Raw genomic sequence first — 13,352 nt, 5'->3', positions numbered from 1 at the left:
GTGCCACCCTGGTGGCGAGTGATCTCGACCGGACGCTCATCTACTCCTCCGCGGCCCTGCAACTCGGCGTTCCCGACGCCGAGGCGCCACGGCTCCTGTGCGTCGAGGTCTACGAGGGAAAGCCCCTCTCCTATATGACGGAGACGGCGGCACGGCTGCTGGCCGAGCTGGCCGGAGCGACCGTCTTCGTACCGACCACCACCCGCACCCGCGAGCAGTACGGGCGTATCCATCTGCCCGGCCCGCGCCCGCGGTTCGCGATCTGCGCCAACGGCGGGCACATCCTGGTCGACGGCGTCCCCGACCTGGAGTGGCACGACCAGGTGACGCGGAAGATCGCCCGGGAGTGCGCGCCTCTCGACGAGGTACGCGATCACCTGCGGTCCGCCGCGGATCCCGCGTGGCTGCTCAAGGAACGGGTGGCGGAGGACCTGTTCGCGTATCTGGTGGTGGAGCGTGCCTTCCTCCCCGACGGCTGGGTCAAGGAACTGGGGGAGTGGGCGGAGGCCCGAGGGTGGACCGTCTCCCTCCAGGGACGCAAGATCTACGCCGTGCCGCGGCCGTTGACCAAGAGTGCGGCGATGCGGGAGCTGGCCCGGCGGACGGGCGCCGCTCTCACCCTGGCCGCCGGGGATTCCCTGCTGGACGCGGACCTCCTGCTCGCGGCCGACCTGTCCTGGCGGCCCGGACACGGTGAACTGGCCGACGCGGGATGGGCGGCCCCGCAGCTCACCGTGGTTCCCGAGACCGGTGCTGCGGCGGGGGAGGAGATTCTCCGCCGGTTGGCCCGCGTCGCCGCCCGCGGCCGGGCTTGAGTATGCGTATCAGGGCGAAGGCCGCCACCGCCGCTGCGGCGAGTATCAGCACCCCTTTGGAATAGACGGACACGAAGTCCGTGACCTCGGGCCATCGCTCGCCCAGCGTGTAACCGGCGGTGATGAAGGCGGTGTTCCACAGCGCGCTGCCGAGGGTGGTGAGGCCGAGGAACAGCGGGAGCGGCATGCGTTCGATGCCCGCCGGTATCGAAATGAGGCTCCGGAACAAGGGGATCATGCGCCCCAGGAGCACCGCCTTGGTGCCGTGGCGGGCGAACCAGGCCTCGGCACGCTCCACGTCGTGGACCTTCACCAGAGGGACGCGGCTCGCGAGACGGTGGATGCGTGCGCGCCCGAGTGCGGCTCCTGCGCCGTAGAGGGCGAGAGCTCCGGCGACGGATCCCGCGGTCGTCCACACCAGCGCGGCGTACAGATTCATCTGCCCGGTGCTCGCCGCGAACCCCGCGAGCGGGAGGATCACTTCGCTGGGCAGGGGCGGGAAGAGGTTCTCCAGGGCGATGGCGAGGCCCGCGCCGGGTGCCCCGAAGTCGCCGAGGAGGCCCTCGAGCCAGTCGGGTCCGCTGCTTTCGATCATGCGTGAAACGGTAGGCAGGGGCCGGTTTCCGCACACTGAGGTGCACCGCAAGGTTTTCTTGAAGCACACCGCAGTGGATCCTTGCGGTTTTCCGCAGTGCGCCGGGCTGCGAGCACCCGCTACGTTACCCACTGTGACTGCACAGGTGCGCAGCGGGCTCAGGCTCGTCCTCGGACTCGTGCTCGGCGCCCTGCTGGCGGCCGCCGAGCTCCTCTTCGTGGTGCTCGCCCTGGTCGTCGCCGGCCTCGCTCAGCTGCACCCGCGCACCCGGCGGACGGTACGCGGAGCGATCCGTGCGGCAGGGCGCCGCCTGGTCGAGTGTGAACGCGCCCGGCTGGGGGCGTACTTGGGGATGAGGTGCACACACAGCTACGCGGACGGACGCGCGCTTCTCTACCTGGCCGCACGGTGGCCCCTCGGGCTGCTGGGAGTCGTCGTGCTGCTGTGCGCTCTGCTCGGAGGCGGCTACGGATCGGGGATCGTCTTCGGATGGATCCTCACGGACGTGGAGCATCCCGGTGCTCTGCTGTTCAGCAGTCTCGCCGGGCTGGTCTTCTTCTTCATGGCGGCGCACGGACTCGTGGGGGTGGGGGCGCTCGAACGGGGACTGGCCCGCCACTTCCTCGGGCCCGGGCCGGAGGAGGAACTCCGGAGACGGATCGACGAACTGTTCACCAGCCGCGCGGAAGTGGTGGAAGCAGTACACGAAGAGCGGAGGCGTATCGAAAGGGACCTACACGATGGAGTGCAGCAGCGGATCGTGTCCGTGGGGATACTCCTCGCCCGTTCCCGACGGAGCCGGGAGCCGACACACTCCCAGGCACTGGTGGAGCAGGCGTACACGGAAAGCCGCCTCGCACTCGCCGAATTGAGAGAGGTGGCCTGGCGCGTCTACCCGGCCACCCTGGACGACGAGGGACTCAGAGCAGCACTGGAGACCCTCGTGGAGCGTTCGGACGTACCCGCGAAGCTCGACTACCGCATGGCGGTCGACCCGCGGCCTTCGGTGGCGGCGGTGGTGTACTTCGTCGTCGCCGAGGCCGTGACGAACACGGTGAAGCACACCTCGGCGACACGTATCGAGGTGGTGATCGAAGAAGATGACGGCATGGTGAGAGCACGAGTGGAAGACGACGGTTCGGGTGGAGCCGACGCGAGAGGTGGCGGCCTCACCGGCCTCGCTCGCAGAACTGCCGCCCTGGACGGCCGATTCGAGGTCCGCAGTCCCCTCGGGGGACCGACGGTGATCACCGCGGAGCTGCCGTGCGACTGATCCTGGCCGAGGACTCCACTCTGCTGCGGGCGGGACTCGAACGGCTCCTGACCGAAGAGGGGCACAAGGTGCTGGCGGCGGTGGACAACGCCGAACGGCTCCTGGAGGCCGTGGCCGAGCAGCAGCCCGATGTGGTCGTCGCCGACGTGAGGATGCCGCCCACGCACACCGACGAGGGCCTCCGGGCGGCACTGGAGATCCGCAGACGGTGGCCCGACGTGGGGGTCCTGGTGCTCTCGCAGTACATCGAGAAGCGGTACGCGCGGGAACTGTTCACCGTCGAATCGGCGGGAGTGGGGTATCTGCTGAAGGACCGTGTCGTCGAGATCGACGAGTTCTTGGACGCGCTGGAGAGGGTGGCGAGCGGTCGATCGGCCTTCGACCAGGAGGTCGTGCGGCAACTGGTCGGGCACAGCAAGCAATCCGACCACCTCGCCCGGCTCACCTCACGCGAGCGCGATGTACTCGCGCAGATGGCGCAGGGGCACTCCAACCCGGCGATCGCCCAGCGGCTCAGCATCTCCCAGAGCGGAGTGGAGAAACACGTCAACGCCATCTTCGACAAGCTGGAACTGGCCCGGAGCACGGGCTACTCACGCCGGGTCGTCGCCGTCCTGCGCTACCTGGGCACGTAGACCGATCACCACAACCATCACCATGGGGGACAGGGCAGATGAGCACCAACCGCTTCCACGGCTCTCTCGGTGTACGGGCGCCGCCGGTTCAGCCGCAGCAACCGCCACCGCAGCACCCGCCACCGCCGGAAGACGGCGCCTGGACCGGTGAGGAGACAGCGCCGCCCACGGCGACCGTCGAGAGGAGCTTGACCGTGTCGTCGTGGCCCGCGGGGCAATCGGCCGGAGCCGAGGACTCGGCCATGGGACGGGACAGTTCGAAGGTGTCGCCGCAGGTCCGGCAGCGGTATTCGTAGCGAGGCATGCGGACCAGATTAGCGGCTGAGGGACGGCGGGCCCTGGCGATTGCCGACCTCGGTGGCACCGCTGCGCCGCAGACTCCTCAGCCGGTCCTCCTGCTCGGCCTGCTCCGGGTTCCGGGCACGCCAGTACGGGTTGTCGTGGGGGAGCTTGCTGCCGACCCTGCCGTACATCCCGAAGAACATCAGGGCCACGCCCACGATGAAGCTGAAGAGGACGTTCTCGATGCCGAAGGCGAGGAAGTTGTAGTCCGTGTCCAGCAGCGCGAGATTGACGAAGCCGCTGAGGATGAAGGCGACGCCCACGACCATGTTCACGGTGGAGGCGATGTTCTTGCCGATCACCATGCCGATGAAGAGCAGCGCGCCCACGCAGATGGACAGCACGCTGAGGGCGCCGTTGGTGTTCAGCCCGGCGACGGTGTCGCCGCCGCGGTCGAAGAATCCGATGCGGTCGATCAGTCCCAGGATGCCGAAGGCGAGCAGCACGAGGCCCATGAGACCGGCACCGATTCGGTAGAACTGGTTCAGGCTGTGATCGGTGGGGAGGTGATCGTCGAAGGAGATCCGTCGCTTGGCCCTGAGGTTCGGGTGAGGAGTGACCATCTCAGCCTCCTTGCGCCTTGGGCACTCGGTGAGGCCTCTCCCACAGTGCCTTTCGCTCCGGACGGCACCCGCGAGGTGGGATACCGGGATCACACCTCGTACAGCGAGCTGCGCGGGAGGCGCCTCTGCCTTCAGCATCCGCCCGAAGCGGGAGGATTTCCAGCGGAACCACCCACGGGCGGCCTGGTCGGCGCGTCAGGGGGGAGGTCTCAGGCTCCCGCGCCGCGCTCTTCGCGGATGTCGTTCACGACGAGCCCCACGTCGTGCCGGATCGCCTCGGTCTCGGTCAGGAAGTGCCAGTAGTCCGGGTGGCGTCCTTCCAGACCGGTGAGGGCGCGTTCCAGCCGGGCGACGGCGTTGTCCAGGGGGCCGGCGTGGCGGGGGTCCGGGGTCTGCCGTCCCGCCATGGCGAGGCGCTGGGCGTCCCGGATGGCGAAACGGGTGCGGTCGACCTCCTGCTGGGGGTCCTTCGCGACGGCGTTCAGCCGGTTCAGCCGGTCACCGGCGGCCGAGACCGCCTCGTCGGTGGTGTTCAGCAGGGCTCGTGCGGTGGACAGCAGCGAGGTGGCGTCGGGCCAGCGCTGTTCCTCGCGGGCGGACTGCGCCTGCTTGAGCTTCTGCTCGGCCTGCTGGACGTGGTCGACCGCCTGCTGGGGCACCTGCTGCAGGTCCTGCCAGCAGGCCGCGGTGAAGCGCCGCCGGAGTTCGCTGAGGATCGGTTCGACCTGGCCGGAGCGGGTGGTCAGGGCCTGGGCGCGGGTGCGCAGGGAGACCAGGCGGCGGTCTATCTCGGCGGCGCGCTCCGGCAGGCGCTCGGCTTCGCTGCGTACGGCCTCGGACTCGCGGGCCACCTGCTCCGCGCGGCTGAGTGTCTCGGGGACGCCATGACGGCCCGCGCCCTCGTTGAGGCGGGTCAGCTCGGGGCCCAGAGCGGCGAGGCGGGCCGCGAGGTCGTCCGCCTTGAGGCCGGTGCCCCGCGCGGCGTCCAGGGCGTTGCTGGCGGCGAGCAGCGCCTGGCGGGCCCGCTCGACGGAGGGGGCGAGCCGTGCGAGCTGGGTCTCGGCCTTGCCGAGCAGCGGGCCGAGGCTCTGCCCGAAGCGGTCGAGGTCTTGGCGGGTGCGGTCGAGCTCGCTCCTGGCGTGGGTCAGCGCGTTCCTCGCCTGCGCTGCCGTGGAGGAGTCGAGATCGTCCCGGTCGAGGTCGTAGCTGTCGACGGCGGTGATGTACTGCTGGCTGCACTCGTCGATGCGATGGCCGAGTGCCTCGAAGTCGGAGACGGCGCGTCTGGCGGCCGGGGAATCGTCGACGGCGACGATGGTCTCGATGGAGATGCGCAGGTCCCGCTGCGCGGTGTCCAGCTCGTAGAAGGCCGTGGCCGCCGCGTCCTTGGCCGCCTGCGCCTCGGCCCGCTGGCCTTCCGAACGCCCGCCGAACCAGCGACGGGTTCCGCCGCCGGCCACCGCCGCGGGCAGCACGACCGCGGCGAGGAGCGGCAGAAGGGCCAGGCCCAGCACCTCGCGCGCACTCTGCGCGCCGCGGGCGAAGGCTCCGCGGGCGGAGGGCCTGGGGAGCACGGGGCCGGGCGAGGAGGCGCCCGCGAGGCGAGGAGCGCTGCCGCCCGCCGCTGCCCCCGCCTGCCGGTGTCCGGCATCCGTTTGCGCAGGCTTGCGCAGGGCGTGCGGCGTGTACGGCTCCGCGGGTCTCGCCGTCACTTCCCTCTCCCGTGCTGTCGTCGCCCCGTCCGGGACATTGTCCCACCCGGTAAGGACGAACACACGGGCCGATTAGTTCGCGCTGCGCACCGTGACTTTGCCGTCCCAGCTGTGTGCCGAGACGCGATGGGCGCTCCGGTCGTCGCGCGGTACGCCGACATCGACGCTGCCGTCGTGGGCCCCGGTGTCCAGCCGGTACGCGATCTTGCCGCCGCCCGTTCCCGCACCGCGGGTGGGCAGGCCGAGCGTCACCGAACCGTCGTGGCTCTTGGCGTCGACGCGGTCGGGCACCGTACGCAGGCCCAGGTCCACCGAACCGTCGTGGGTGTCCGCCTTGATCTGACCGGAACGGATGCCCTCACCGCGCACGGAGCCGTCGTGGCTCCGCAGATCCAGGGCGCCCCTCGAGTCCCTCACATAGATGCCGCCGTCGGAGGTCTTGACGCTCAGCGGGCTGCGGAAGCCCACGGCACGCACACTGCCGTCGGAGTTGCTCACCTTCACGGCCACGTCCCGGGGGATCTCGACCCGGTGCTTGGCGGCGCAGTCGGCGACGACGCCGGAGCACTTCATGCGCAGCGAGAGCCGGTCGTCCTTCATCGACCAGGTCACCTTCGGGTCGCCGCCGAGCACGACCGAGCCTTCGAACCAGCGGGTCACCCGCACCTTGTCCCCGTCCGCCGGCACCAGTTCCAGTGCGGAGTCGTCCGAGTCGATGGTCAGGGTCTTGCCCTGCAGTGCAAAGGCCCGGCGCTCCGGCGTCTTGTCGCTGCTCGCCTGCGCCCCGCAACCGCTCAGCAGCGCTGTGGCCGCCGCCACGCTTGTTGCGGTGAGCACGAGTGAGGTGCGCCGGAAGCGTGCTCGGTGCGACTGGGCGTGCATGGTGGTCCCCCTGAACTTCCCTGTTTTCCCGCGTGGAGGCGGTCGGTTCGCGGTCGGCGGGGACTTCGGTCGTCCGGTGCCGAGCGCGCACCTCGAAAGTAGGCAAGGCGAGCGGCTCGCGGCAGCCGGTGGACCGGAGGGTCCGAGGTGGGGATAACCCCCGGCCACAACGGGTTTGTGAGGCAGCGGCCCCGGCAGGGTAGGCTGTCGGCTCACCCGGGCGCGTAGCTCAGTGGTAGAGCGCTGCCCTTACAAGGCAGATGTCGGCGGTTCGAAACCGTCCGCGCCCACCGGGATCCGAGTGCCCCGGCCGAACTCCGGCCGGGGCACTCGGCGTTCCCGGCGGCCCCGCTGAAGCGCGAGCCCTCAGGTCGGGTGGCTCGGGAGCAGCTCGCTCCATCGCGGGTGTTCAGGCGACTGCGGGTGTTCAGGCGCCCGGGTCCTCGTCGGCCTCCCGGTCCTGGGCGTGTTTGAGCGCCATGCGGGCGTCCACGGAGTCGGAGCCCGCGATGCCGGTCCAGTACGGGTGACAGGTCACGAAGACGGCGAGTTCGCGTTCCCGTTTACGCAAGAGTTCCACCTCGGCCTGCTCGGCAGGACTCCACCCCGGTGAGGCGGGACGCTCCACCATGCGCCACCCCTGTGTGTCGCTGAATCCGTCGAGGGGCTCCACTGACCAGGGGAGTCGTTTCAGCAGGTTGAGGAGTTCTGCCCGCACCTGGTGCAGCTCCTCCTGGCCCGCGAGGAGATCGCTCGGGAAGTCGTAGGTCGCAGCCACGCGCTAATGGTACGTCTGTTCGAATTCGAGAAGCGAGTCGAACCGGCCTCTTCACTCGAAGGTGCCGTGCGGACCGTTCGCGGGGTGACGAACCCCTGCCCGTCCGTGATCGCGACGGCCTCCCGGTCCGCTGGAGCGGTGCGAGTCAGGGGGATCCGCCCGGTTCCGGAGGCCCTCTGCGGAGTTATCCACAGGCCTCCGCGGGATCGGCGCCGCTGCGCAACACTGGGGGCATGTGCCGAAGCATCAAGACGCTCCGTCCCCCGGCCCTCCCCGAGGAAGCCACCGAGGAGGAGATACGAGCCGCTGCCCTGCAGTACGTCCGCAAGGTCTCCGGTTTCCGCGCACCCGCCGCGCACAACCGTGAAGTCTTCGAGCGGGCGGTCGACGCGGTCGCCGAGGCGACGGCCGAGCTCCTGTCCGACCTGCAGGTGCGGGGGCAGGGAAGTCGTCAAGCGGCGAGTTGAGCGAACACGGAGAAAGTGAGCAAGGGGGGTCCGGACATGGTGAGTTGCTGAGGCCGATCGTCAGGCCGCTAGGCGTCCGTACGAGGTCGTCGCGCCGGTTCCGGAGTCGGGGCGCTGTGTGACCGGCCCGGTATCGGGACGGTGCTCCTGCCGGGGAAGTCGTTCCGTGCGATCGCGGAGTGGGGTGCCGAGGAGGAGGTCGGCAACGGGACCGTTCCCTCGCCGATGAAGCCCGTGGGGGCCGCCGAGGGGCCGGCGGTACGCGGTCGGCGCATCACAAAGGCCGCCGCGGCCCCGGAGGCGAGCAACGCGAGCAGCGAAACACCCGTGGCCAGCCAGGTCGCCCCCAGCCACTGTCCGCCGAAGTAGCCGAGGCCGACGCTGTAGAGGGCCCAGGCGACACCGGCCACCGCGGACCAGGGCAAGAACTCGCGTATCCGGCGGTTCGCGGCACCCGCCCCGAGCGAGACCAGGGAACGGCCCGCGGGCGCGAAGCGGGCGAGGACGACAAGAGGGCCGCCGCCGCGCGCCAGTGCCGCGCCGAGTTGGGCGTGTGCCTTCGCCAGGCGCCGGGAGCGCGCGAGGGCGTTCTCCAGACGGCTGCCGCCCCGCGCGGCCAGTTGGTGGGCGAAGAGGTCGCCGAGCACGGAGGCGGTCGCGGCGGAGAGGAGCAACGCCAGGATGTCGGGGACCTCGTGCGGCACTTCTCCGGTGGCGGCGACTCCGGAACCCGCCGCCGCGGTGGCCGCGGTGATCACGAGGACACCACTCGGCAGCACAGGAAGGAAGACATCGAGGAGCACGGAGACGGCGACCGCCGCATAGATCCACGGGCTGCCGACAAGCGCGCCCAGACTCTCCAGCACCGAGACTCCCCCGTCGGCAAGACAATGCCGCCCTGCCTCGGTGAGGGCTTGGGGCGGCCGGACCGCCCAACAGCGTACGCCGCGCGTGCCGTCGGCCGTCCGCCAATAAGCCCTGCTGTCCGGTACATCACGTTCACCCGGCTGCGCCCCTCGGTCGACGGGGGCTGACGGATTCCCCCGCCGACGGCTCAGGCGGGACGGAGGGGTGGGCGACGGGGGAATCGAGTTCGAGGAGTGGGGTGACGAGGGTGGCTGGAGTTCTGGCGGGTGCCGCGGCCGCGGCTGTGCTTGCCACGGCAGGCTCGGTGGCCGTCCCCGGTACGGGGCATGTGCTGCGGGGGGAAGGGAAGTTCGCACCGGCTTCGGCAGGGCGGTCGCCGGCGGTGACGTACGACTCGCGGTGGGTTCCGCCCGGGGCGCGGATCCAGGTCGTGCAGGACAGCGGCCGTCAGGGGGCGGTGGTCGAACTGCGGTCGGAGGACTGCGGCCCGGTCACGCCTACGGGGCGCATGCGCACACCGGTGGCTGTACTGCCGATCCGGCCGACGCGGGCGGGCACTACCGGCATCGCAAGGATCCGGTTCAGCCCTCGGAGGACCCGGACTACGTGAACCCGCACAACGAGGTGTGGCTCGACTTCACGTCCGATGGGCACGGGGAGGGCTTCGCCGCGGCGCACCACCAGTGGGGGTTCAGGCCGGGCGAGGCCAACTCCGTGGTGATCCACCAGGAACCGGGCGGAGCAGGGGAGCGGCTGGCCTGTTTCACCGGGCCGTTCGAGCCGCGGGGGTGAGGTGATCGCGGTTCCGTTCCGGCGTATGGGAAAGCGGTCTTCCGCCCTCCACGAGGTCCTTGAGGGCCTTCAAGTGAGGGTCGTGGAAAAGGGGTTGGCCGGGGCGGCGGCCCCCGGGTGGGTGCGGGCCGCCGCCTGATCGGGGCTGGATGGGGTGAGGGGGGGGGAGGTGTCGGGCGAAGGCGGGCTGAGTGTCGTGGCGCGGTGCCGGGGTGGTGTCGTGCCTCGGTGGTCATGGCGGGTGCCGACGCGCGTGCTGCGGGACGGTGTCGGCGCATGTGCCGCCGGGTCGGCCGGGGTTCAGGCGGTGACGGTGTTCCGGCGGGTGGCCTCTTCGCCCTCGGGGTGGGACTCGGCCGTACCGCGGTTGCGGCCGTAGGCGACGAGGAGGCGGTCGAGGCCGAAGGTGCCGGAGCCGGTGAAGACAAGGAGCAGCAGGGCCCAGCAGAACATCGCGGCCGATTCGCCGCCGTTCAGCATCGGCCACAGGTCCTCGGGCTGGTGGACCTTGAAGTAGGCGTAGGCCATGGAGCCCGAGGCCACGAGCGCCGCCGCCCGGGTACCGAGGCCGAGCAGGACCAGGCTGCCGCCGACCAGCTGGATGACTGCCGCGTACCAGCCCGGCCAGGTTCCGGCGTCGATGGTGCCGCCGCCCGCGGCACCGCCGAGAACGCCGAAGAGGGAGGCCGCTCCGTGGCAGGCGAACAGCAGGCCGACGACGATCCGGAATGCACCGATGGCATACGGCTGGGCCTTGTTGAGGGTCTCAGTCATGGTCGGGACTCCTTCGGTGGGGGCATGGCCGAGTGGTCCGCGCAGCTCAGTACGGCTCGTGCGGACACAACTCGGAGAAGGTTAGGCGACCCTAACATATGCTTGCGAGTTCAACAGTCTCCAAGCGGAATTCGATCGAGAGGGGGAGGGGAAGGCGTGAGGTGGGTGCGGAGGTACATGTACGGGCCACTAGGGCTGCGGGGCGATGTGCTCTGTGGACGCGGCGGTGCCGCGCGATCGCTTCGCCGACCTGCTGCGTGGTGGTACGGACGGGGCGGCGCTGTTGTTCAACCAGGAGGGCCGCGAGTTCGGGGTGCGGGGGAGAGTGAGGAGAAGGGCAAGGAGAAGGAGGGGGGAGAGGGCGTGGAGCCGCAGGTTGCGCAGGGGGCTGTGCTCGCACGGAGTGTGGAGGCGGCGGCGTGCAGGTGGTGCTCTCGGCCTCGTCGGGCGGCCGGGCTCGCGCGGGAGTCAGGGCGCGCTGTGGTGCTGGGCGGGTGGTGAGGAGGCCTTGCCTCGTCGGGCGACGGGGGCGTGGCCTGTACCCCCGGACCGCCGTGGGCTGCTCGTTTCGGACTCTCCCGGACTGCTGAGTTCCGACCACCCTGGACCATTCAGTTCGGACGGCCCCGGACCGCTCGATTCGCACTGCCCCGGACCGCTCGGTTCGGATCGGCCTGGATCGGTCGGTTCGCCTCGGCCTGGACCGATCCGGTCACCTCGGCCCGGAGGGCCGGTCGGTCCGGTTCGGTGCTGCTCAGCTGAGTGGGGTCTCTCGTATCGTTTCGAGGCGCCGGTCGTCGGTGCCGCTGAGGCGGGCACGTTCCAGGCGCAGGCGCGCCGAACGGCCCTGGATCTCCAGGGTCATGAGGTGGTTTCCGAACCAGGGGCCGCCGGTGCGGCGCCACTTGACGGCGGCGCGCGGTGCGCGGGCGTGCCGGAGCAGCAGGCTGCCCAGGGCACGGCCGAGGGCGCTCCAGCCGAAGCGGAAGCCTGCCTTCATGTAGGCCGGAACGGAGTTGTGCACCGGGGAGCAGGTCAGTTGGAGCACGCGGGCCGAGGGGCGGCTCTCCGTCGGCCAGGAAGGTTCGGCGACATAGGCGTGGTGCACATCGCCGGAGAGGACGCACACGGTCGCGGGGGCGCCCGGCCCCGACCCCACCTCGGCGAGGAGATCGGCCAAGGCGTCGAAGGAGGCGGGGAAGGCCGACCAGTGCTCCAGGTCGGCGGCCTGGCGCAGCTTCTCGCCGAAGCGTGCCCAGCGCCCCGAGGGGCCGCCGCGCTCACCCCGGCACAGCCCCGCGTCCCAGACCTCGGCGTCGTGCACCAGGTGGGGCAGCAGCCAGGGCAGCGAACTGCCGATCAGCAGATGGTCGTAGGAACCCGGTTCGTCGGTGGCCTGCTCGCGCAGCCAGGCCTCCTCGGACGGGCCGAGCATCGCGCGCTGGTCCTCCTGCAGGACGCGGGCGGCACGGGTGTCCACCATCAGCAGCCGCACCCGGCCGAAATCGCGCCGGTAGCTCCACCGCAGCCCCTCCGCGGGTGTCTCCTCGGCGGTCTCCCGGTCTGCGGCGACCCGGGCGTCCGCGCGGGCGGCGAAGGAGCGGAGCGTCTCGGTCGCCTCGGGCTCGGCGCACACCGCCGCGTAGACGGGGTCGTCCTTCAGCTGCTGCGGGGTGAGGTTTCCGAGGTGCTGGTAGATCCAGTACGTCATGAAGCCGCTCAGGATCCGCTCCCGCCACCAGGGCTGGGCGCGGGTCTCGGTGAGCCAGGCGGCGCTGGTGTTCCAGTCGTCGATGACGTCGTGGTCGTCGAAGATCATCAGGCTGGGGACGGTGGACAGCAGCCAGCGGACCTCCGGGTCGAGCCAGGACTCGTAGTAGAGGCGGGTGTACTCCTCGAAGTCCGCGACCTGGGTGCCGGGCGGCTCGTCGAGGTCGCGCCGGGAGGCGAGCCATTCCTGGGTGGGTTCGGAGGTCTCGTCCGCATAGACCTGGTCGCCGAGGAGGAGCAGGACATCGGGCCGTTCGGCGTGCGGATCGGCGGCTATGCGGGCCGCGAGGGTGTCCAGGGCGTCGGGACCCACCCGGTTCTGCACGTCCGCGGGCGGGGCGGACCAGCGGCAGGAGCCGAAGGCGATGCGGAGCTTTCCGTCGCCGGGCGGGTTCGGGCCGATTTCCGGAGCGGGGGTCCTGCTCCCTGCGGGGTCCGGGGTTCCGTCCGTGCGTCCGTCTGCTTCCGGAGCGGCGGTCTTGTCCGTGCCCGCGTTCGCGGACGGGCTCGCGGGTACGGTCGGCGGTGCGTCCGCCTTGGCTTCGGTGTCCTGGGCGCGGTGCGGGTGTCCGGCGGTGATGGTGGGAGCCGCGGTGTCCAGGGAGGGGATGGGCGTGCGTATGACGCTGGCGGGGAAGCGCCGGTCGGCCAGCGGCCAGACGCTTTCGCCGTCGAGCAGCAGCTCGTAGGCGGTGTCCGTGCCCGACGGCAGCCCGGTCACGGTGATCAGCGCGTAGTGGTGGCCTGCGACCGAGAAGGTGCGGGAGCGACCACCGGCTCCGCCCGGGCAGCGCACCTCCGCCGTGCAGGCGCGGCTCGTCTCGACCCAGACGGTCGCGCTGGAGGCGCCGACATACCTCAGTACCGGTCCCAGGCGCAGCGCTGCCATGTGCTCACTCTCCTCCATCGCCGCACCGTACGGCACGGAACGGCCGGGAGGGGTGGGTCGGCCCATGTGAGCCGGCCCACCCTCTCTGCCCCGGTGCACCGATCGTCAGCGCACGGGTTCTCGGCGCTGTTCTTCCGGTGGAGAGGCGCCGGGCGCGGAGGAGATGCCCGGAGGGAACGCGTCCGCAGGGGACGCCTC

General features: G+C 70.9%; 13 protein-coding genes, 1 tRNA gene and 1 pseudogene. 6 read left to right on the top strand and 9 right to left on the bottom strand.

The annotated features are described in order from the left end of the window. Positions 1–11: 11 nt before the first annotated feature. Positions 12–815, top strand: coding sequence for an HAD family hydrolase (locus HFV08_RS17970; protein WP_376770657.1), 804 nt, complete (start codon positions 12–14; stop codon positions 813–815). Here HFV08_RS17970 and HFV08_RS17965 read toward each other — a convergent pair. Further along, positions 730–1,410 carry a DedA family protein gene (locus HFV08_RS17965; protein WP_168540706.1) on the bottom strand — a complete coding sequence of 227 codons (681 nt, stop codon included), beginning with the start codon at positions 1,408–1,410 and terminating at the stop codon, positions 730–732. The two genes, HFV08_RS17970 and HFV08_RS17965, sit on opposite strands and share 86 nt — an antisense overlap. 133 nt (positions 1,411–1,543) lie before the next feature. Between HFV08_RS17965 and HFV08_RS17960 the strand changes: the two genes are divergently transcribed. Next, on the top strand, positions 1,544–2,683 hold the full coding sequence (locus HFV08_RS17960; protein WP_312885675.1) for a sensor histidine kinase: 1,140 nt from the start codon (positions 1,544–1,546) through the stop codon (positions 2,681–2,683). Next, the gene (locus HFV08_RS17955) at positions 2,674–3,318 is read left to right on the top strand and encodes a response regulator transcription factor (RefSeq protein WP_168540704.1); all 645 of its coding nucleotides are present in this window, start codon (positions 2,674–2,676) and stop codon (positions 3,316–3,318) included. The genes HFV08_RS17960 and HFV08_RS17955 overlap by 10 nt, the downstream gene beginning before the upstream one ends. A gap of 88 nt (positions 3,319–3,406) precedes the next feature. On the opposite strand, the gene HFV08_RS17950 is transcribed toward HFV08_RS17955, so the two are convergent. The 4 genes from HFV08_RS17950 to HFV08_RS17935 form a co-directional block, all read right to left on the bottom strand. Continuing rightward, entirely contained in the window at positions 3,407–3,622 is a 216-nt protein-coding gene (locus HFV08_RS17950; RefSeq protein WP_040253962.1) for an FmdB family zinc ribbon protein, read from the bottom strand. 10 nt (positions 3,623–3,632) lie between these two features. Beyond that, entirely contained in the window at positions 3,633–4,223 is a 591-nt protein-coding gene (locus HFV08_RS17945; protein ID WP_168540703.1) for a DUF4383 domain-containing protein, read from the bottom strand. Positions 4,224–4,432: 209 nt separating this feature from the next. Continuing rightward, entirely contained in the window at positions 4,433–5,797 is a 1,365-nt protein-coding gene (locus HFV08_RS17940) for a hypothetical protein (protein ID WP_168540702.1), read from the bottom strand. Positions 5,798–6,007: 210 nt separating this feature from the next. Further along, positions 6,008–6,817, bottom strand: a complete 810-nt coding sequence (locus HFV08_RS17935; protein ID WP_168540700.1) for a DUF4097 family beta strand repeat-containing protein — start codon at positions 6,815–6,817, stop codon at positions 6,008–6,010. 218 nt (positions 6,818–7,035) lie between these two features. Here HFV08_RS17935 and HFV08_RS17930 point away from each other — a divergent pair. Then, positions 7,036–7,107 (top strand) — tRNA-Val (locus HFV08_RS17930). 137 nt (positions 7,108–7,244) lie between these two features. On the opposite strand, the gene HFV08_RS17925 is transcribed toward HFV08_RS17930, so the two are convergent. Further along, positions 7,245–7,595 carry a DUF8825 domain-containing protein gene (locus HFV08_RS17925; protein WP_168540698.1) on the bottom strand — a complete coding sequence of 117 codons (351 nt, stop codon included), beginning with the start codon at positions 7,593–7,595 and terminating at the stop codon, positions 7,245–7,247. Positions 7,596–7,828: 233 nt separating this feature from the next. Here HFV08_RS17925 and HFV08_RS17920 point away from each other — a divergent pair, with 233 nt between their 5' ends. Beyond that, positions 7,829–8,062 (top strand): DUF2277 domain-containing protein, encoded by a 234-nt coding sequence (locus HFV08_RS17920; protein ID WP_168540696.1) that lies wholly within the window; start codon positions 7,829–7,831, stop codon positions 8,060–8,062. Positions 8,063–8,325: 263 nt separating this feature from the next. Here HFV08_RS17920 and HFV08_RS17915 read toward each other — a convergent pair. After that, positions 8,326–8,928, bottom strand: a pseudogene (locus HFV08_RS17915) (DedA family protein); the annotation flags it as partial. A 607-nt stretch (positions 8,929–9,535) separates the two neighbouring features. On the opposite strand from HFV08_RS17915, the gene HFV08_RS32380 reads away from it, so the two are divergent. Then, positions 9,536–9,721 (top strand): hypothetical protein, encoded by a 186-nt coding sequence (locus HFV08_RS32380; RefSeq protein ID WP_312885674.1) that lies wholly within the window; start codon positions 9,536–9,538, stop codon positions 9,719–9,721. A gap of 300 nt (positions 9,722–10,021) precedes the next feature. Here the strand turns inward: HFV08_RS32380 and HFV08_RS17905 are convergent, their stop codons facing one another. Together HFV08_RS17905 and HFV08_RS17900 are read right to left on the bottom strand one after the other, a co-directional pair. Beyond that, entirely contained in the window at positions 10,022–10,495 is a 474-nt protein-coding gene (locus HFV08_RS17905) for a DoxX family protein (RefSeq protein WP_168540692.1), read from the bottom strand. A gap of 754 nt (positions 10,496–11,249) precedes the next feature. Beyond that, a complete protein-coding gene (locus HFV08_RS17900; RefSeq protein WP_168540690.1) occupies positions 11,250–13,154 on the bottom strand; it encodes an alkaline phosphatase D family protein in 1,905 nt (634 codons plus the stop codon). Positions 13,155–13,352 lie beyond the last annotated feature (198 nt).

Origin of the sequence: Streptomyces physcomitrii (assembly GCF_012273655.1) — a bacterium.
Classification (GTDB): domain Bacteria; phylum Actinomycetota; class Actinomycetes; order Streptomycetales; family Streptomycetaceae; genus Streptomyces; species Streptomyces physcomitrii.
Note: the sequence above shows the minus strand (reverse complement) of the source record. Positions and strands in the feature narration are given on the sequence as shown.